This window comes from Clostridium paridis (assembly GCF_016765615.1).
Classification (GTDB): Bacteria; Bacillota; Clostridia; order Clostridiales; family Clostridiaceae; genus Clostridium_T; species Clostridium_T paridis.
Genome location: NZ_JAESWA010000017.1, coordinates 73,982 through 93,504, shown reverse-complemented (window position 1 = coordinate 93,504; position 19,523 = coordinate 73,982). Strand labels below are relative to the sequence as shown.

19 protein-coding genes are annotated in these 19,523 nt (G+C 30.3%); 1 reads left to right on the top strand and 18 read right to left on the bottom strand.

Annotated features, from left to right (window positions below):
- Window positions 1-16: 16 nt before the first annotated feature.
- The 7 genes from pyrH to JK634_RS03535 form a co-directional block, all read right to left on the bottom strand.
- Complete coding sequence (gene pyrH / locus JK634_RS03565) at window positions 17-724, bottom strand: UMP kinase (RefSeq protein WP_202766251.1); 708 nt, start codon at window positions 722-724, stop codon at window positions 17-19.
- Between the two features lie 61 nt (window positions 725-785).
- A complete protein-coding gene (tsf, locus tag JK634_RS03560; protein WP_202766250.1) occupies window positions 786-1,700 on the bottom strand; it encodes a translation elongation factor Ts in 915 nt (304 codons plus the stop codon).
- A gap of 73 nt (window positions 1,701-1,773) precedes the next feature.
- A complete protein-coding gene (gene rpsB, locus JK634_RS03555; protein ID WP_202766249.1) occupies window positions 1,774-2,475 on the bottom strand; it encodes a 30S ribosomal protein S2 in 702 nt (233 codons plus the stop codon).
- 227 nt (window positions 2,476-2,702) lie between these two features.
- Complete coding sequence (gene codY / locus JK634_RS03550; protein WP_202766248.1) at window positions 2,703-3,479, bottom strand: GTP-sensing pleiotropic transcriptional regulator CodY; 777 nt, start codon at window positions 3,477-3,479, stop codon at window positions 2,703-2,705.
- A 144-nt stretch (window positions 3,480-3,623) separates the two neighbouring features.
- Complete coding sequence (topA, locus tag JK634_RS03545; protein ID WP_202766247.1) at window positions 3,624-5,714, bottom strand: type I DNA topoisomerase; 2,091 nt, start codon at window positions 5,712-5,714, stop codon at window positions 3,624-3,626.
- A 40-nt stretch (window positions 5,715-5,754) separates the two neighbouring features.
- Window positions 5,755-6,828, bottom strand: coding sequence for a DNA-processing protein DprA (gene dprA / locus JK634_RS03540; RefSeq protein ID WP_202766246.1), 1,074 nt, complete (start codon window positions 6,826-6,828; stop codon window positions 5,755-5,757).
- Complete coding sequence (locus JK634_RS03535; protein ID WP_202766245.1) at window positions 6,825-8,339, bottom strand: YifB family Mg chelatase-like AAA ATPase; 1,515 nt, start codon at window positions 8,337-8,339, stop codon at window positions 6,825-6,827. The genes dprA and JK634_RS03535 overlap by 4 nt, the downstream gene beginning before the upstream one ends.
- A gap of 90 nt (window positions 8,340-8,429) precedes the next feature.
- Here JK634_RS03535 and JK634_RS03530 point away from each other — a divergent pair, with 90 nt between their 5' ends.
- A complete protein-coding gene (locus JK634_RS03530; protein WP_202766244.1) occupies window positions 8,430-8,792 on the top strand; it encodes a YraN family protein in 363 nt (120 codons plus the stop codon).
- A 76-nt stretch (window positions 8,793-8,868) separates the two neighbouring features.
- On the opposite strand, the gene JK634_RS03525 is transcribed toward JK634_RS03530, so the two are convergent.
- From JK634_RS03525 to smc, 11 genes are all read right to left on the bottom strand, one after another.
- Window positions 8,869-9,681 carry a ribonuclease HII gene (locus JK634_RS03525; RefSeq protein ID WP_202766243.1) on the bottom strand — a complete coding sequence of 271 codons (813 nt, stop codon included), beginning with the start codon at window positions 9,679-9,681 and terminating at the stop codon, window positions 8,869-8,871.
- Between the two features lie 11 nt (window positions 9,682-9,692).
- A complete protein-coding gene (gene ylqF / locus JK634_RS03520; RefSeq protein ID WP_202766242.1) occupies window positions 9,693-10,538 on the bottom strand; it encodes a ribosome biogenesis GTPase YlqF in 846 nt (281 codons plus the stop codon).
- Window positions 10,539-10,611: 73 nt separating this feature from the next.
- On the bottom strand, window positions 10,612-10,959 hold the full coding sequence (rplS, locus tag JK634_RS03515; RefSeq protein ID WP_202766241.1) for a 50S ribosomal protein L19: 348 nt from the start codon (window positions 10,957-10,959) through the stop codon (window positions 10,612-10,614).
- A gap of 124 nt (window positions 10,960-11,083) precedes the next feature.
- On the bottom strand, window positions 11,084-11,794 hold the full coding sequence (gene trmD / locus JK634_RS03510; protein WP_202766240.1) for a tRNA (guanosine(37)-N1)-methyltransferase TrmD: 711 nt from the start codon (window positions 11,792-11,794) through the stop codon (window positions 11,084-11,086).
- The gene (rimM, locus tag JK634_RS03505) at window positions 11,784-12,281 is read right to left on the bottom strand and encodes a ribosome maturation factor RimM (protein WP_202766239.1); all 498 of its coding nucleotides are present in this window, start codon (window positions 12,279-12,281) and stop codon (window positions 11,784-11,786) included. The genes trmD and rimM overlap by 11 nt, the downstream gene beginning before the upstream one ends.
- 171 nt (window positions 12,282-12,452) lie before the next feature.
- A complete protein-coding gene (locus JK634_RS03500; protein WP_202766238.1) occupies window positions 12,453-12,680 on the bottom strand; it encodes a KH domain-containing protein in 228 nt (75 codons plus the stop codon).
- 45 nt (window positions 12,681-12,725) lie between these two features.
- On the bottom strand, window positions 12,726-12,974 hold the full coding sequence (gene rpsP, locus JK634_RS03495; protein WP_202766237.1) for a 30S ribosomal protein S16: 249 nt from the start codon (window positions 12,972-12,974) through the stop codon (window positions 12,726-12,728).
- A 43-nt stretch (window positions 12,975-13,017) separates the two neighbouring features.
- On the bottom strand, window positions 13,018-14,367 hold the full coding sequence (gene ffh, locus JK634_RS03490) for a signal recognition particle protein (protein WP_202766236.1): 1,350 nt from the start codon (window positions 14,365-14,367) through the stop codon (window positions 13,018-13,020).
- A gap of 10 nt (window positions 14,368-14,377) precedes the next feature.
- The gene (locus tag JK634_RS03485) at window positions 14,378-14,716 is read right to left on the bottom strand and encodes a putative DNA-binding protein (protein WP_202766235.1); all 339 of its coding nucleotides are present in this window, start codon (window positions 14,714-14,716) and stop codon (window positions 14,378-14,380) included.
- A gap of 149 nt (window positions 14,717-14,865) precedes the next feature.
- Entirely contained in the window at window positions 14,866-15,774 is a 909-nt protein-coding gene (gene ftsY / locus JK634_RS03480; protein WP_202766234.1) for a signal recognition particle-docking protein FtsY, read from the bottom strand.
- A gap of 14 nt (window positions 15,775-15,788) precedes the next feature.
- Window positions 15,789-19,346, bottom strand: coding sequence for a chromosome segregation protein SMC (gene smc / locus JK634_RS03475; RefSeq protein WP_202766233.1), 3,558 nt, complete (start codon window positions 19,344-19,346; stop codon window positions 15,789-15,791).
- Window positions 19,347-19,523: the final 177 nt, after the last annotated feature.

The following is a 19,523-nucleotide window of genomic DNA, read 5'->3' as shown; positions in this document are numbered from 1 at the left end:
ATGCCTCCTTATATTATTAAGAAACTATAGTTCCTATTTTTTCACCAGTTATGGCCTTTTTAATATTTCCTGGTTCATCTAAAGCGAATACTATTATTGGAATATTGTTGTCTTTACAAAGTGATGATGCTGTAGAATCCATAACTTGAAGTCCTTTTTCTAATACTTCTAAGTGACTTAAAGTATCAAATTTAACTGCATCGTCATGCTTATGTGGATCTTTATCATAAACTCCATCAACTTTTTTAGCTAATAAAATAACATCTGCTTCAATTTCTGCAGCTCTTAAAGCAGCAGCAGTATCAGTTGAGAAATATGGATTTCCTGTTCCAGCAGCAAATATCACAACTCTTCCTTTTTCAAGATGACGCATTGCTCTTCTTCTTATAAATGGCTCAGCAACTTCTTTCATTTCAATGGCAGATTGAACTCTTGTCATTACCCCTAAACTTTCTAAAGAATCTTGTAATGCTAATGCGTTTATACATGTTCCAAGCATTCCCATATAATCAGCAGTAGTTCTGTCCATATCTTCACCTTGTCTGCCTCTCCATATGTTTCCAGCACCAACTACAGCACCAACTTCTACACCCATATCAACTAATTCCTTAATTTCAGTGGCAATTCTTAGTGCTACGTTAAAGTCTATTCCGAATCCGTTAGCTCCAGCTAATGCTTCTCCAGATAACTTTAGCATTACTCTTTTATATTTACACTCTGACATATTTCATCCTCCAATTGAATATTATTTTAAAAAAAGAGAACACTTTGTGTTCTCTTTTAAATTATTTTGCTCCAATTTGTCTTGCAACTTCTTCAGCAAAGTTTTCTTCTTTCTTCTCGATACCTTCTCCTCTTTCGAATCTCACGAAAGAGTTTACAGTAATTTGAGAACCAACTTCTTTAGATTTCTCTTGAAGATATTTAGTTATAGTTTTGTCTCCATCTTTTACCCAAGCTTGATCTAAAAGACAAACTTCTTTGTAGTATTTTTGGATTCTTCCCATAACCATTTTTTCTACTATGTTTTCAGGCTTTCCTTCATTTAAAGCTTGAACTCTGTAGATTTCTTTTTCTTTTTCAAGTGATTCGTTATCAACTTGATCTTTATTTAAGAATGCTGGGTTTGCAGCAGCAACTTGCATACAAATATCTTTAGCTACTTCTTCAACAACATTTCCTTGAACTTCAGAACCAACTTCAACTAAAACACCGATTCTTCCGCCACCGTGTATGTAACTAGCTACAACACCGTTTTCAACTGATAAATTCTTGAATCTTCTTACAGTCATGTTTTCTCCAAGCTTAGCAATTAAAGCAGTTAAAGCTTCTTGGATTGTTTGTTCATCATTGAATTTTTCGTTTACAAAAGCTTCTACATCAGCAGCAGTTGTAGTTGAAGCCATTTCAGCTAATCTATCAGCGAAAGCAATGAATTCATCGTTTGCAGCAACGAAATCTGTTTCACAGTTTAATTCAACTATAGCTCCTTTTTTCTTATCAGCAGAAATGTAAGTTTTAACAATACCTTCTGCAGCAACTCTTCCAGCTTTTTTAGCAGCAGCTGCAAGACCTTTTTCTCTTAATATTTCAACAGCCTTATCCATATCTCCATTACATTCTGTTAAGGCTTTTTTGCAGTCCATCATACCTGCGCCAGTTCTTTCTCTTAATTCCTTAACTGATTGTGCAGTTATCATCTTAATTCCTCCTTAAATTTATTAAGTCAAAAGGTAAATGAAGAAATTCTTCACCTACCTTTATTTTCTTAAATTATTCAGCTAATTGTTCGCCTTGTCTTCCTTCTATTATAGCATCAGCTAATTTAGCAGTTATTAATTTTACTGCTCTTATAGCATCATCGTTTCCAGGTATTACATAATCAACTTCATCTGGATCACAGTTTGTATCAACTATAGCTACAACAGGAATTCCAAGAATTTTAGCTTCAGAAATAGCATTCTTTTCTTTTCTAGGGTCAACAACGAACATTGCTCCTATGTTAGAAACATTAACTTCTTTCATTCCGCCTAAGTTTTTGATTAACTTTTCTTTTTCATTTTTTAGATTAGTTACTTCTTTCTTAGGAAGAACTTCAAAAGTTCCATCTTGTTCCATTTGTTCTAATTCAGCTAATCTTCTGATTCTTGTTCTTATAGTATTGAAGTTAGTTAACATTCCACCTAACCATCTATTATTAACGAAATGCATGTTTGATCTTATAGCTTCTTCTTGAATAGCTTCTTGAGCTTGTTTCTTAGTACCAACGAAAAGTATATCTTTTCCTTCTGTTGCTACTTCTTTGATGAAGTCATAAGCTTCTTCTACCTTCTTAACTGTTTTTTGAAGATCTATTATATATATTCCATTTCTTTCTGTGAATATATATGGAGCCATTTTAGGGTTCCATCTTCTTGTTTGATGTCCAAAGTGAACACCTGCTTCTAATAATTGTTTCATTGAAATTACTGACATTATTGTTACCTCCTATTGGTTTAACCTCCATCATCGGCATTTTTACAGAGCTTCCCTTAGGGCACCACTCTATAAATAAGATGATGTGTGTATTTTCTTACCTTAGATAGTATAACATAGAGGATTTTAAGTATCAACATAAAAATTTAAAATTTTTACTTTTTTTTGACAAATATCTATGGACATTAAAAAAGGAATTTAGTATGAACTAAATTCCTTTTTGTTTATTATTTAATCTTTTTTAACTCTTCTAATAGCTTATCATTAAGTATACGGATATGAGTTCCCTTCATACCAAGTGATCTTGATTCTATTACACCTGCACTTTCAAATTTTCTAAGTGCATTTACAATAACAGATCTTGTAATCCCAACTTTATCAGCTATTTTAGATGCCACTAAAAGTCCTTCATTTCCTTCTAATTCATCAAAGATGTGTTCTACAGCTTCTAACTCTGAATAGGATAGTGTACCTATAGCCAATTGAACTACGGCTTTCTTTCTAGCTTCATCCTCAAGTTCAACTTGTTTTGCTCTTAACATTTCCATACCTACTATAGTTGCAGAATATTCAGCGAGAACTAAATCTTCATCATTAAATGGATTTCCAAATCTAGCAAGTAAAAGAGTTCCAAGTCTTTCCCTGTTACCTATGAGAGGTACAATAGTAGTAATTTTATTATCTAAATTACAACCGCCTTGTCCATCAAAAACACATATTCCTTTGTTATGTAAGTTTGGTAAAGATTCATGAATGTTAAGTAGTTTGTTGTTATAGTCCTCAGGAAATTTCTTTTCTTCAAGTACTTTTCTCTTCATGATATCGCACTCAAATCCAACCGAAAATGTATGTCCAAGAATTTTTCCTCTTCTGCTCACTACATAAACATTACATTCCATAACATCACTTAACATTTCACATATATCTTCAAAAGCAACTGGCTCAGTACCGGATTTTTGTAGTATTTTATTTAACTTTCTTGTTTTTGAGAGTAGGGTTGACATAGAGCTCCTCCTAATAGTTTTAAATTATAAATATATTAATATTATTTGAAAATTTCAAATAGTTGAAATTTTACGATTATTTTTACTATTTATAATATACCACAAGAAAATATCATTTTCAACCTACTCTTTTATATTTCGACATTATTGTTCTTCATTTTCGGTGTTTACTGGTACCTTATTCCCACATTCTGAGTTAGTACATTCCAAATATTTACCTTTTGATTTAGAATATCTGTAGACCATAGGTGAATTACATTTTTCACACTTTTCCTTTGCAGGCTCATGCCAACTTACAAAGTCACAACTAGGGTAATTTGAACAACCATAGAATTTGTTGCCCTTCTTACTTCTCTTAAGCAATACTTTCCCACCGCATTTTGGACATGGTGCATCTATTTCATGAACAATTGGTTTAGTATTTTGACATTCAGGATACCCAGGACATGCAAGGAAATCCCCAAAACGTCCATGTTTAATTACCATCATTCTTCCACACTTATCACATGGAACATCGGAAACCTTGTCTTCAATTACAATCTTTGATACTTCAGTTTCGGCTTTTTCTATTGATACTTTTAATGGAGTAAAGAATTCTTCGACAATTTTTTTCCAGTTGTCTTTTCCTTCTTCTATATTATCTAACTTTGATTCCATTTCAGCTGTAAAATCAGTATCTACAATTTCATTAAAATAATCTGACATAATATTATTTACTATAAATCCTAAGTCAGTAGGAATTAAATTTTTCTTCTCTCTTAATACATATTTTCTATCTATTAAGGTTGATATCGTAGGAACATAGGTACTTGGTCTCCCAATACCCTTTTCCTCTAATAATTTTACAAAAGATGCTTCAGTATATCTACTTGGAGGTTGTGTAAAGTGTTGCTTAGGTGAGATTGAATCTTCTTTTAACTCTTCACCTGATTCTATTTCCGGAATAGTAACATTCTCATTTTCCTCGTCAGTAGTATATTCATATATTTTCATAAATCCATCAAATTTTATATTAGAACCTGATGCTCTTAATTTATAATCTCCATTTTCGATTAAAACTGAAATAGTGTTTAATTCGCATGAAGACATTTGACTTGCAACAAATCTTTTCCATATAAGTGAGTATAGTTTATAACCTTCAGGTGTAAGATTATCTTTAGCTATCTCTGGAGTTATTTCAATGTAAGTTGGTCTTATTGCTTCATGAGCATCTTGAATATTTTTTTTGCTTTTGAAAACTCTTGGTGTTTTTGGAGAATATGCTTCTCCGTATGTCTCTTTAATAAATTCAAGAGCTTTTCCTTGAGCTTCAGAGGAAATTCTAACTGAGTCAGTTCTCATATAAGTAATTAAACCTATTGTACCTCTTCCTTTTATTTCAACACCTTCATAAAGCTTTTGTGCTACTGACATTGTTTTCTTAGTCATGAAATTAAGTTTTTTATTAGCATCTTGTTGTAAGGTTGAAGTTGTGAAAGGTGGTAATGGATTTTTAAGCTTACTACCCTTTTTAACTTCTTTTACCAAATAATTTCCTTCATTTAAATCATCAATTATTTTTAATGCTTCTTCTTCAGTATTTATTTCTATTTTTTTATTTTTGTATTGTGATAGCTTTACTTGAAATTTTTTACTGTTCTTTTTTAAGAAACAATCAACAGTCCAAAATTCCTTAGGCTCAAAAGCTTTTATTTCCTCTTCTCTATCACAAATAAGTTTAAGGGCAGCAGATTGAACTCTTCCTGCACTTAATCCCCATTTTACGTTTTTCCATAATATAGGGCTTATTTGATATCCCACAAGTCTATCCAATACTCTTCTTGCTTGTTGTGCATCTACTAAATTTTGATTTATTGGTCTTGGCTTTTTTATTGAAGCTTTAACAGCTTCTTTTGTTACTTCGTTAAATTCTATTCTACAAGACTCTTCACTGGATATCTTCAAAATATTTGCTAAATGCCATGAAATAGCTTCCCCTTCTCTATCTGGGTCAGTAGCAAGATATATCTTGTCACTCTTCTTAGCAAGTTTTTTCAATTTATCTAGTAAATCCCCTTTTCCTCTAATAGTTATATACTTAGGGGAAAAATTTTCTTCTATACTTACGCCTAATTGACTCTTAGGAAGATCACGTACATGTCCCATTGATGCTTCAACTACGTAGTTTTTACCTAAATATTTGCCAATGGTTTTTGCTTTAGCTGGTGACTCAACAATAACTAAATTTTGTCCCATTACTTACCTCTATGCTAGAGGTGTTCACCCCCTTAAAAATTTAACTTATCCTAGCAAAATAGTTTCCATTTAAACTAATTACTACTTTTTCAAGTTGCAATTCAAATAATAAACCATAAATCGTATTTATGTCAATATTACATTTTTGTGCCAACTCATTAATGTGAATAGGTGTTTTTCCAATCATGCTTAATAGAATGGCCTTCTCTCCAGTATATTTATTACTATTTTTAGCCACTTTTTTTATTTTTAATAGTTCATATAAGTCATCTATTTCTGGAAGTATTTTAGCACCATCTTTTATAAGCTGATTACACCCTTTGCTATTTTGACTTAAGGGATTTCCTGGAACAGCAATAATATCACGTCCAAGTTCTAATGAATATCCTACCGTTATTAAGCTGCCACTTTTTTCAGTAGCTTCAGTAACAATTAACGAATCTCCTAGAGCACTAATTATTCTATTTCTTCTAGGAAAATTATACGCGTATGGTGGCGTTCCAGGTAAAAATTCTGATATAATTACGCCATTTTCTAATATACTTTCATATAGTTTTTGATTTACCTTTGGATATACTACATCAATACCACAGCCTAAAACTGCGCATGTTGGACTATTGTAGGAGATAGCACAATTATGAACTATTGTATCAACTCCATAAGCACCACCACTAACTAAGGCTATATCATTCTTTGCTAGTTCAATAGCAATCAATTTAGTGATTTGAGCACCGTAAGCAGTGGGTTTTCTAGAACCAACTATAGATATTCTTCGTCTTCTTGAAAGTTTATTTAAGTCTCCTTTATAGAATAGTATATAAGGAGGTTCTTTAAGATGTTCAAAATCTTTAATATAATCCATGTCGTCATATGTAAAAAATGATATAGAATTATTATTTATATAGTCCATTAAATTATATACATCTTCATCTTTTGCTGATAATATTTTATCTGTAAATTTATAATTAAAAGAGTCATTTTTAAACCTTTTATAGAAATTATATATATTTTTTTCGCTCTTAAATTTATTTTTTAAATATATCTTTTGTGCGTTAGGTATATTAATAGTAGCTAACCATAGCTTATAGAAAGACTCGATATTCTCATTGTTCATATTACCTCCTGCCCTATAAATTTTCTATAATTTATAGCTTCAAAAATATGGTTTTGGTTTAGCTTTTCATCTCTTTGTAGGTCTGCGATAGTTCGAGATAGTCTTAAAATTTTATAATATCCTCTCATTGTTAATCCAAGACTTTCATATAAAAGATTTAATTTCTCTAATGCAGGTTTTTCAATGTTTATATTTCTCATAAGCTCTTTAGTTGTTACTAATCCATTGTATTTATCCTTACATTTAGAATACCTATCATTTTGAACTTCAGTTGCATATTTTATGTCCTCACATATCGATTTGCTTAAAGCTTTTTTATTATTTTTTGAAAGAGCTTTGAATTCAACTCTAGGAACATAAGTAAACATATCTATTCTATCTAGAATTGGTTTACTTATTTTATTTAAATATCTAATTCTTTCCCCTTCAGTACAAGTGCAATTACGTGTAAGGCTTAGATAATTACCACAAGGGCATGGATTAAAGGCAATTAATAATAGAAATTTTGCTGGAAGCTTGATATTACAATTTAGTCTACTAATATTAATTTCTTTATTTTCTAAAGGTTCCCTAAGTTCTTCGATACACTCTTTTTTAAAATGTAGGAATTCATCAAGAAAAAGAACCCCATTATGTGCTAAAGTTATTTCACCAAGCTTACCTTTAATGCCTCCAGTTAAGGATGCTACTGTGCATGAATGATGTGGACTTCGAAAAGGCCTTTTTAATGATTCAAAAAGCTCTTTTGAGTTTTCTGACATACTATATATTTTAAAGACTTCATAAGCCTCCTCGTAACTCATACTAGGCAAAATCTCTTGAATTTTTTTAGCAATTAAAGTTTTACCTGCCCCTGGTGATCCATATAAAGCAATGTTATGAAATCCAGCAGCAGATATTTCAATAGACCTTAAAACCCCTTCTTGCCCAATAATATCATCTAAATCTCCTCTTATCATAGGGGGAATTTTAAAATCAGCTCTATCTGAAGGTAATTGATCTCTATAAATTAGATAATTGACTGTATTTTTTAAATTATTCATTAAATAAATATCACCCTTGTAGAAAAAATTACTTTGATAAGAATTTTCTTCTGGGATAATGAACTTATCAATTCCTTTATCTATTCCTTCTTGTAAAATAGGAAATAATCCTTTGATCTCTTTTATATCTCCACCTAAACTCAGCTCACCAGCTATTAGAAACTTCTCTATGTTCTCTACAGAAATTTGATTACTGGCAAGTAAAATACCTATAGACATTGGGAGGTCTAATACTGATCCTATCTTTTTAATATTGGCTGGTGCTAAATTTATAACTATTTTCCCGAGAGGAAACTTAAAGCCAGAATTTATTATTGCCGCCTTAATTCTCTCTTTTGATTCCTTAATTGATTGGTCGGCTAAACCTACTATTGTAAAGGAAGGAAGACCCTTAAATATTTCTATTTCAACATCAACTAGTATTCCCTGAAGATTTAACACTGTTCCACTCTTAATTATTACAGCCATTTTATCACCTCAATGTCATTATTGACAAAATTATTGATATCATTACCAATTTTATAAAAATTGTCAATAATATTATTTGAGGTGATTTAAGTGATAAATAAGAAAAATATAGGTAATTATGGAGAAGACTATGCATGTGAATATATTAAAAATAAAGGGTATACTATTTTAAATAGAAATTATTTTTCTAAAAATGGGGAAATAGATATAATTGCATTAAAAGAGGATGTTTTAATTTTTATTGAAGTTAAAACAAGATGCTTTTCAAATTATGGATTAGGAGAAGAGTCAATTAATTATTTTAAGAAAGCGAAATGTATAAAAACTGCAAGATATTACATACATAAAAATAATTTATATCACTTAAACGCAAGATTTGATGTTATAACAATAACTTTAGATATAGATAGAAATAAAAAAAGCATCCAATATTACGAGGATGCCTTTAGCTAATAGGGTTTTAAGTTCAACTATTAACTTATTTATGTAAGTATAAGTTAAGTTTCCTATAATAAACCCTATAAATTAATTACAATATATTTTTTAAGAAACTTAATCTATGTATTTCACAGGGACCATGCTTTTTAATGGCTTCTACATGCTTAACTGTGCCATAACCAGCATTCTCATTAAAATAATACATAGGGTATTTATTATGATATTCTTCCATTAGATTATCCCTAAATACTTTAGCCACAATTGAAGCACAGGCAATTGATGCACTTTTTGTATCGCCTTTTACAACACCAGTATTTTTTATATCTATACCCCTTATTGGATAACCGTCAGATAAAATAAATTCAGGTTTATGTTTTAAGCCTTTACATGCTTCTATGAACACTTTATTATTGCAAACTCCGATTCCTTTTTCGTCAATCTCCAAATTGTCACACATGGCTATTGAGTAAGAGAGAGCTTTTTCTTTTATGATTTCACTTAATTCTTCTCTTTTTTCCTTAGATAAGGCCTTAGAATCCTTAATTCCTAGTATAATATCAGTGATATCTACATTTAAATCTAAAACTACAGCACAAGAAACTATAGGACCAGCCAATGGGCCTCTGCCAACCTCATCTACTCCAGCAATGATATTATAGTTACCATGACTTTTGTCAAAAGAATACATGTTAGATACACGATCTTGTTCTTTCTTATATTTATCAATATCTCTTAAGAACTTTTTACCTAAATCATTAAAATTCTTTCTGCTATCATTTAGTAGTAAATCAATAAATTTTGTAAATTCATCATTTGAAATTATTTCTGTAAGTGAAATATCTTTCACCATTTCTTTTAATTCTTTAAATGAAAATTCACCTATAGTTTTATTTAATATAAACATATTAGCTTCTCCTAATCAGGAATCTCTAGAGTAATGTTCCCTATTTTTCCACCTCTAAACTCATCCAATAAAATAACTGCAATTCTATTATAATTGATTTCCCCGCCAGAAACTATACATCCTCTTTTTTTAGCAATTAAATCTAGAGTTTCTAATGGAGTTTCTCCTAGGTTTTCTATTTTATATCTAGTTTTTAAGTTTTCTGGATAATGAACTTGAAGTCTTTCAACAAGCTTTAAAGCTAACTCCTCAATATCCATTATTTCATCTTTAATTGCACCAGTAAAAGCTAAGTTTAATGCTACATCTTCATCTTCGAACTTAGGCCAAAGTACTCCTGGAGTGTCCATAAGTTCAATTCCTATAGAAGTTTTTATCCATTGTTTACTTTTAGTTACACCTGGTCTATCGCCAGTTTTTGCAATATTATTTTTAGCCATTTTATTTATAAAAGTTGATTTACCTACATTAGGGATTCCAACTACCATTACTCTTGTAATTATTTTAACTAAACCTTTTCTTCTTTGTCTCTCGTGCTTTTCTTTTAATAATTCGTCTAGTGCTGGTTTTATGCTTCTAATTCCATCACCTTTTAATGAATTTAACGCGATAGTTTTTACATTTTCGTTTGATAAATAATCTATCCATTTTCTAGTTGAAGCTGTATCTGTTAAATCACTCTTATTCAGAATAATTACTCTCGGTTTATCTTTGCATAGAGCATCTATATCTGGATTTGCAGATGCTTTAGGGATTCTTGCATCACGTATTTCTATAACAGCATCTACAAGCTTTAAATTCTCTTTTATCTCTCTTTTAGTTTTAACCATGTGTCCAGGAAACCAGTTAATAGCCATAAAATCACTCCTCTACACTTCATAATATTTTATAAATAAAAAAGGGACTTATAAAGCCCCATTTCTATTTGAATTATTTTATTAATTCTTTTACTTTAGCTGCCTTACCAACTCTATCTCTTAAGTAGTAAAGTTTAGCTCTTCTTACCTTACCGTATCTTACAACTTCGATTTTTTCGATAATTGGGGAGTTTATAGGGAAAGTTCTTTCAACTCCTGTACCGTAAGCTACTCTTCTAACAGTGAAAGTTTCTCTAGCTCCACCGTTTTGTTTCTTAATAACAGTTCCTTCGAAAACTTGAACTCTTTCTCTGTTTCCTTCTTTGATTTTAACGTGAACTTTAATAGTATCACCTATACCAAAGTTTGGAAGATCACTTCTTAATTGTTCTTGTTCTATAGCTCTTATAATTTCGTTCATGTGCATTCCCTCCTAAATATTAATGTGACGTTCTTAACAATAGTGTTTGTCAGAGGACCGCCCGTACTAGCACAACGATTATTTTACCATAAAGAGTATATTCATGCAACATAAATTTACAATGCTATTCTTTTTTTAATAGCTTTATATCCTCTTTGGTTAAAGTCACTTCTTTAAATAGATCAGGACGTCTTTTTTTAGTTATATCTAAAGACATTTTCCTTCTCCATTTTCTTATATTTTCATGATGTCCAGATAAAAGGACTTCAGGGACTTTCTCATCTTCAAATGTTTCTGGTCTAGTATATTGAGGATATTCAAGTAGGCCTTCATAAAAGGATTCCTCTTGAAAACTCTCTTCTTTTCCTAGCACTCCAGGAATTAGTCTTGCAATGCTATCAACTATAGGAATACAAGCCATTTCACCACCAGTTAATACAAAATCACCTAAGGAAATCTCCATATCAAAGTATTTATAAGCTCTTTCATCGATTCCTTCATAATGACCGCATACAAAAATTAAATTATCCTCTTTTGATAATTTCTTAGCTAGTGATTGATTGAAGGTTACTCCTCTCGGTCCAAGAAATATTACTTTGCCATTGTTAACTTCTTTTAAAGCCTTTATAGCCGAAACAACTGGCTGGGCACTCATTACCATTCCAGCTCCTCCACCATAGGGATAATCATCAACCTTCTTATGTTTATTTTCAGTATAGTCTCTTATATTAATTGGTTCTATAGAAAGTATGTTATTTTCTTTAGCTCTTCCTATTATAGAATGATTAAAGATATTAAACATTTCAGGGAAGAGAGTTAATATACTAATCTTCATCTTGCCATTCACCTATAGGTTTAATAACAATTTTTGCATCTTCTATATTTATATCTAATACTATTTCCTTTAACACAGGAATTAATACTTCTTTAGGTTCTTTAATCCAGTAAACATCGTTGCTACCAGTTTTAATTACATCATATATCTTTCCTATTAAAGTATCATTAGTATCATAAATATTACAACCAATTAAATCTGCAATAAAATATGTATCTTCAGGTAACTTAACAGCATCTTTTCTTTGAACTTTAAGATATTTAGTTTTTAGTTTTAATGCAGAATTCATATCTTCAATACCTTCGAGCTTTAGTATCACTCTATCTTTTTGAAATTTGCATGATTCAATCTTATATTCTATATCGCCAATCAGTATAGATTTAAGTTTTTTAAATCTCATAACATCATCAGTTAAAGGAAGTACCTTAACTTCACCTTTAATACCGTGTGAATTTACAATTTGACCTATATTAAAAAATTCTTTCAAAATTATCACTCCTTATATTCAAAAATTCCTAAGTTATATTAAAACATAAAAACTTAACTTTGTATACTAATCTTAGGAATTATAAGGTTTTTTTATTAAAAAACGTCATTATTAAAATATTATAAATCCCTAAAGTGTAAAATAAAAGAGCTAGGCACAAACCTAACTCTCTTAGATAATTTCTACAACTACACGCTTATTTTCTTTGATTGCTGCAGCTTTTACTACTGTTCTTATTGCTTTTGCTATTCGTCCTTGCTTACCTATTACTTTACCCATGTCTTCTGGGGCAACCTTAAGTTCAAGGATAAGGGATTGCTCACCGGCAACCGCCTTAACTTCAACAGCATCTGGATTGTCAACTAAAGACTTGGCGATAATTTCAACTAAATCTTTCATAGTAACTGTTAAGAAAACTCCCTTAACAGATTCACCTCCCAGAAATTACTTATTGATTCCTGCTTTAACAAATAACTTTTTAACTATATCAGTTGGTTGTGCACCATTTCCTAACCATTTAGCTGCTTTTTCAGAATCTATTTTGATTTCTGCATCTGGTTGAGCAACTGGGTTGTAGTATCCAATTTCTTCGATGAATCTTCCATCTCTTGGACTTCTTGAATCTGCAACAACAACTCTATAGAAAGGAGCTTTTTTAGCACCCATTCTTCTTAATCTGATTTTTACTGCCATTAATTTCACCTCCTTTAAGGAATTAAATACTAATATATATTATCTAAAAAGGAAGTTTTCCAAACAAGCCTTTTTTAGAGTTCTTAGTCAATGATTTCATTTGTTTCATTTGTTTTCTTGCGGCTTCAAAGCCTTTTAATAACTTATTTATTTCTTGAATACTTGTTCCAGAACCATGAGCTATTCTCTTTTTTCTTGAAGAAGAACCTGAAACTAATTGAGGATTTCTTCTTTCTTTTTGAGTCATTGATTGAATAATAGCTTTTGTTCTACCCATTTGTTTTTCGCCAGCTGCAAAGTCAATTCCTTGAAGTTGTTTTGCATTAACTCCTGGCATCATTTCAAGAAATTTATTAATTGGTCCTAATTTATTCATCTGCTCCATAGCAGTTAAGTAATCTTCAAAATTGAAATCTGAGCTAAATACCTTCTTTGCTAAATCTTCTGCTTCTTTTTCATCTATAGATGCTTGAGCTTTTTCAATTAATGAAAGAACATCTCCCATCCCAAGTATTCTTGATGCCATTCTATCAGGATGGAAAACTTCAAGATCATTCATCTTTTCTCCCATACCTACAAATTTAATAGGCTTTTCAGTAATACTACGAATAGATAATGCAGCTCCACCTCTTGTATCACCATCAAGTTTTGTAAGGATAACACCTGATATATCTAGAGTATTATTAAAGCTTTCAGCTACATTTACAGCATCTTGACCTGTCATAGCATCAACTACTAAAAGTATATCATTTGGGTTGACCCCGGCTTTAATATTCTTTAACTCATCCATTAATGCTTCATCAATATGAAGTCTACCAGCTGTATCTATGATTACAACATTATGCCCATCTTCCTTTGCCTTAGCAATACCTGCTTTAGCAATATCAACTGGACTAATTTTATCTCCCATAGTGAATACAGGAATATCTATCCCTTTTCCTACAACTTCTAGTTGTTTAATAGCTGCCGGTCTATAAACGTCACAAGCTACTAATAAAGGTTTCTTATTTTTCTTTCTTAAGGAAAGAGCTAACTTACCACACATGGTAGTTTTACCTGCACCTTGAAGTCCTACTAACATTATTACTGTAAGTCCTGAATCTGAAGTATTTAGTTTACTTTCCGATTTACCCATAAGTTCAGTTAGTTCTTCGTTAACTACTTTAATAACTTGTTGTCCAGGAGTTAAGCTTCCTAAAACATCTTCTCCAACACACTTTGCACTTACATTTGAAACAAAGTTTTTAACAACTCTGTAGTTAACATCTGCTTCTAAAAGGGCTAGTTTAACTTCCCTCATGGCTTCTTTTATATCTTTTTCAGTTAACTTTCCTTTACCTCTAAGTTTCTTAAAGGCTTCTTGTAATTTTTCTGATAAACTTTCAAAAGCCATGTAAATCCTCCTAAGAATTATTTATATCCTCAAATAATTTATTTATATAATTAATTGCTTCGTCAGAAAGCTTAAAGCGATCTTTTATGTCCTCTAGTGCAATTTTATATTTTTCTTCTCTAATATTATATTTACTTAAAAGCGAAAGCTTTTCTTCATAGTTTAACAATAACTTATAACACCTTTTAGTTAGATCATGAATTGCCTGCCTAGAAGTATCATTAATTTCAGCAATTTCTCCTAATGAAAGATCTTCATTATAATATAACTCCATAATAGTTTTTTGTTTAGGAGTTAATAAATTGCCGTAAAAGTCTAACAAAAGCGATATTTCAAATCTATCTTCCATATCATCACCCGACCACGAATATTATAATATCAGAATATAAAAATAGTGTCAAGTATTTTTACTTAACACTACAGGGGTTTTTATAGCAAACTTAATTTATTCTTGTTTGAATAAGTTATTAGTTGAACTTAAAACCCCTTTAGCCTATTTTAGAATAGAGCTTCTACAAAATCCTCTGCATTAAATTCTTGAAGGTCCTCTATACCTTCACCAACTCCAATATATCTAACAGGTAAGTTAAGATTTTGTTTTATTGAAATCACTACTCCACCTTTTGCTGTACCATCTAGCTTAGTTAAGATTATTCCATCAATAGGGCAAGCCTCCATGAATTGTTTTGCTTGAATTACAGCATTTTGTCCTGTTGTAGCATCTAAAACTAAAAGAGTTTCTCTTTCTACTCCATCCATTTCTCTATCAATAACTCTATTAATCTTAGCTAATTCATCCATAAGATTTTTCTTATTATGAAGTCTACCAGCCGTATCTATTAAAAGTCTAGTAACCCCTCTAGATTTTGAAGCTTGTAATGCATCAAAAACTACAGCTGCTGGATCCGAACCTTCTTGATGTCTAACTATATCTACACCAGCTCTTTTGCTCCAAATTTCTAATTGATCAATAGCTGCAGCTCTAAATGTATCTGCAGCAGCCATCAATACCTTATGTCCTTCTGATCTGAATTTTGCAGAAAGCTTTCCGATTGATGTAGTTTTACCTACTCCGTTAACGCCAATTATTAAAATAATTTTCTTCTCAGGTTCTGTTTTTTCAGGGGCTCCTTCTAAAAGAATTTCTTTAATAACTTCTTTGATAGCTGGCCACACCATAGCAGGATCTGCAATTTTTTCTTTTCTTATTTTTGCTCTCAATCTTTCAATTATATTTAAAGTTGTATCCATTCCAATATCTGAAGTAATAAGAATTTCTTCTAATTCCTCGTACAAATCTTCATCTATTGTTACTGCTAATTTTAATGCCTCATTGATTTTATCTGTTAAGCTATCTCTAGTTTTTGATAATCCACTTTTTAACTTATCAAAAAATCCTCCAAACATATTAAGACCTCCTATTAATTTTCTAAATTGACTGAAACTACTTTTGATACTCCCTTTTCTTCCATTGTTACTCCATACATAATGTCGGATGCTTCCATTGTTCCTTTTCTATGAGTAATAACAATAAACTGAATATTGCTTGAGAATTTTTTCAAAAATTCTGCATACCTATAAACATTTGCATCATCTAGTGCTGCTTCAATTTCGTCCAAGATACAGAATGGTGTAGGCTTCATCTTTAAAATAGCAAATAATAATGCTATTGCAGACATAACCTTCTCTCCGCCAGACATTAGATTTATGTTTTGAACTTTTTTACCTGGGGGTTGAACATTAATATCTATATTGGCAGTAAGCTCATCACCTTCACCTAATATAAGTTCTGCACTACCACCTTTAAATAATTCCTTAAATGTTTCGCTAAAATATAAGTTTAAAACTTTAAAATTATCTTTAAATAATTCCTTCATCTTATAAGTCATATCATCGATAACATCTAATAAATCTTTTTTTGCATTTTCTAAGTCATCTTTTTGAGAATTCATAAAAGTAAATTTTTCTTTAACTTCTTTATACTCTTCTATAGAACTCACATTAACAACTCCAAGAGAATTTATATCTCTCTTATATTTATTAATTTCATCCCTATGAGCATTTAAATTTTCTATTTCAGATGCTAGCTCAACAGCTTCTGCATAAGTTAAGTTAAGATCTTCATTTAACTTAGTGTAATAGCTATCCTTCTCAATGTCAAATTTAGCTTTTCCCATTTCTTTCTTATGATATTCATCTTCGTTCTTTTCTAGTAGCTTAATTAATGTTTCCTGTTCACTTTCAATCGTATTAATCTTTTCTTTTAGAGAAGCTTTGAGCGCTTCTGTTTCTTTCCACTTTTCATCAAAAGCATTAATATGTAAAGCTAATTCTTCAATTCGTTGTTTATTTGATAGAATTTTCTCGTTGAATAGTATTTTAGATTCATTTCCACTTTTAACTGAGTTAGTTAAATCCTGAATCTTAGCAATAGCTTCATTATATTCAGATTCAAGTCTTTGACTCTCAGATGATCTATTTGAAATAAACTCTTCTACCGTTGCTTTTTTAATTTTAAAGTCAGTTGTTTTATCTCTTTTTTCAATAACAACTGCGTTTAATTCTTTAATTTTTTCTTCTATCTCTTTAATTAAATCCTTGTTTTTGAAGGTTGACGAATTTGAGTCGTTGATTAACTTTTCAATTGAGTCCATTTTGTTTATTAGCTCAACTGTTCTATTTTCAATTTCTTTCTTTTGATTTGCAGCTGTTACAAGAAAATCATTAATCTTAAGCCATTCATTTTGGATATTTTTAATTTCTCCTTGAAGCTTGGCTATTTCTATATTATTAAAATGAATTTCATCTCGCTTATTAAGATTATCTTCATCATATTTCATAGCCTTTTCCTTTATTTCAGAAATTTCTTTCTTCAATACGTCAGCTCTCTCTTCAAGAGAAGTAATCTTATTCTTTAATTCTTCTAGTTCTCTTTTTCTACTAATGATAGAGCTATTTTTTCCACCATAGTTACCACCAGTAAGAGCTCCACCTGGATTAACGACTTCGCCAGTTAAGGTTACAATTCTATATGAGTAATTTCCTGCCTTAGAAACCTTTAATGCTGACTCCATGGTTTCAACAACTAAAGTTCTTCCAAGAGAATATTGAATTGCACTTTCATACTTGTTGTTATATTTAACCAAGTCTGAAGCTATTCCAATATATCCTTGTATATCTTTTATTCTATTATCTATATTAATTTTTTTACCTTGAATAATAGTTAGTGGTAAAAATGTAGCTCTACCTAACTTATTGGATTTTAAATAATCAATAAGATTCTTAGCAGTATTTTCATCTTCAGTAATAATATTAGAAATACCTGCACCTAATGCGATTTCTATAGCAACTTCATACTTCTTTGGAACTTGTATAGTTTCCCCGAGAATTGTTACTTTAGAATTTAAATTTCCTACAAAGCCTTTTGACATATGTTCCATGAGAACTTTTGTGGATTTATTATATCCTTCAAAATGCTTTTCTAAGTTATTTATCATCTTAAAAGTTGCATCTGATCTTGTAAGCTCACTATTTACTTCTCTAAATTCTTGCTCTTTTTTTATAATCTCAGCTTGAATTCTGGATATCTCTTTTTTATTTAATCTTATTTTTTCTTCTAATTCTAATATCAATTTTTTATGTTCTTCTAACTTTTCATCTAGTAATATCTTAGTATTAGCATTTATAGTTGAAGAGTTTTTAAGATTAACACTATTTTCCTCAATTTCTTTTAAATTTGAGTTTAAAGATTCTAGAGTGTTTTCTATAATTTTTTTCTCATTTTCTAATTCAGCTATTTTTTTATATTCTTCTATTTCAGATTGCTTCAGTTTTCCAACCTTGTCCTCATTTTCTGAAATTTCATCAGTTATTATATTTGCATCTTTATCTAGTTCATATATGTTAAATTGCAAATCTAATAATTCTTGCTTTTTAGATTCCATTTCTAATGCAAGTTTATCTTGTAAGTTAATAAGATTTTCTATTTTATCTGTTATATTAGTCTTTTCTTTATTATTATTTTTTATCTGTTCATCAATATTGGCAATTCTCTCAACTAATAAGTTTATTTCAGCATTTAATTCTGTAATATTTTCTTTACTTTTATAATATTCAATTCTTTCTTCAGTCGTTTTGCCTTCAAGTACTTCTATTTCATTTTGATATTCAGAAAGTTTGGACTTAGCTTTACTAATATCCTCTCTTAAAGAATTACTTTTATTTTTCACTTCAATAAGCTCATCATTATATGTTTTAATGTTATATTCAACATTTTTTATATGATGAACTAAAAGATCAATTTCCCTTGATTTTAACTCATTTGATAACTCTAAAAATTTTGCAGCCTTTTCACTTTCAATTCTTAAAGGTTCAATTCTTTCTTCATATGTAGAAAGAATATCTTTAATTCTAACTAAATTTTCTTCTGTGTTTGAAAGCTTCTTTTCTGCTTCATCTTTTCGAGACTTATACTTTACGATACCAGCTGCTTCTTCTAATAACGCTCTTCTTTCTTCCGCTTTACCGCTTAAGATAGCATCTATTTTACCTTGTCCAATAAGAGAATACCCTTCTTTACCTATACCCGTATCCATAAATAATTGTGTTATATCTTTTAACCTACACACAGAATTATTTATTAAATACTCACTTTCGCCAGATCTATAGATTCTTCTAGTTACTGTGACATCAGAAAAATCTATTCCAAGCTCTTTATCAGAATTATCTAAAGTTAGGGATACTTGTGCTAGTCCAACAGGCTTTCTAAATTGTGTGCCTGCAAAAATAACATCCTCCATTTTTCCGCCTCTTAATGTTTTTATACTTTGTTCACCTAAAACCCATCTTACAGAATCGGATATATTACTTTTACCACTACCATTAGGACCAACAACAGCAGTTACCCCTTTCTTAAATTTTAATTCAGTTTTATCTGCAAAAGATTTAAATCCTCTTATTTCTAGAGATTTTAAAAACATGTTGACACTCCTATCTTTTTAAGAAATTTGGAAGTAAACTAAGTATAAATGTTAAAAGCATAAAAATTATTAAAATATATTTAGCCTTATCTCTTGTCTGCTTTTTCATTCTCTCACTCCTATTCTTTAATAAGTTTAAAATAATATTGGTAAAAAGTAAATATTTTCAATAAAAAA

Coding starts and splice junctions, on each gene's coding strand:
- rpsP (WP_202766237.1), bottom strand. CDS start 12,974: ATGGCAGTAAAAATCAGATTAAGAAGAATGGGTGCTAAAAAAGCTCCT.
- JK634_RS03525 (WP_202766243.1), bottom strand. CDS start 9,681: ATGTTTATATTAAATAAAACTATAGGTGAATTTTCATTTAAAGAATTA.
- dprA (WP_202766246.1), bottom strand. CDS start 6,828: ATGAACAATGAGAATATCGAGTCTTTCTATAAGCTATGGTTAGCTACT.
- ftsY (WP_202766234.1), bottom strand. CDS start 15,774: ATGTTTGGAGGATTTTTTGATAAGTTAAAAAGTGGATTATCAAAAACT.
- ylqF (WP_202766242.1), bottom strand. CDS start 10,538: ATGGCTATTAACTGGTTTCCTGGACACATGGTTAAAACTAAAAGAGAG.
- topA (WP_202766247.1), bottom strand. CDS start 5,714: ATGGGACAAAATTTAGTTATTGTTGAGTCACCAGCTAAAGCAAAAACC.
- smc (WP_202766233.1), bottom strand. CDS start 19,346: ATGTTTTTAAAATCTCTAGAAATAAGAGGATTTAAATCTTTTGCAGAT.
- tsf (WP_202766250.1), bottom strand. CDS start 1,700: ATGATAACTGCACAATCAGTTAAGGAATTAAGAGAAAGAACTGGCGCA.
- rpsB (WP_202766249.1), bottom strand. CDS start 2,475: ATGTCAGTAATTTCAATGAAACAATTATTAGAAGCAGGTGTTCACTTT.
- ffh (WP_202766236.1), bottom strand. CDS start 14,367: ATGGCTTTTGAAAGTTTATCAGAAAAATTACAAGAAGCCTTTAAGAAA.
- JK634_RS03500 (WP_202766238.1), bottom strand. CDS start 12,680: ATGAAAGATTTAGTTGAAATTATCGCCAAGTCTTTAGTTGACAATCCA.
- pyrH (WP_202766251.1), bottom strand. CDS start 724: ATGTCAGAGTGTAAATATAAAAGAGTAATGCTAAAGTTATCTGGAGAA.
- JK634_RS03485 (WP_202766235.1), bottom strand. CDS start 14,716: ATGGAAGATAGATTTGAAATATCGCTTTTGTTAGACTTTTACGGCAAT.
- rplS (WP_202766241.1), bottom strand. CDS start 10,959: ATGAACGAAATTATAAGAGCTATAGAACAAGAACAATTAAGAAGTGAT.
- trmD (WP_202766240.1), bottom strand. CDS start 11,794: ATGAAGATTAGTATATTAACTCTCTTCCCTGAAATGTTTAATATCTTT.
- codY (WP_202766248.1), bottom strand. CDS start 3,479: ATGTCAACCCTACTCTCAAAAACAAGAAAGTTAAATAAAATACTACAA.
- JK634_RS03535 (WP_202766245.1), bottom strand. CDS start 8,339: ATGGCTGTAATAATTAAGAGTGGAACAGTGTTAAATCTTCAGGGAATA.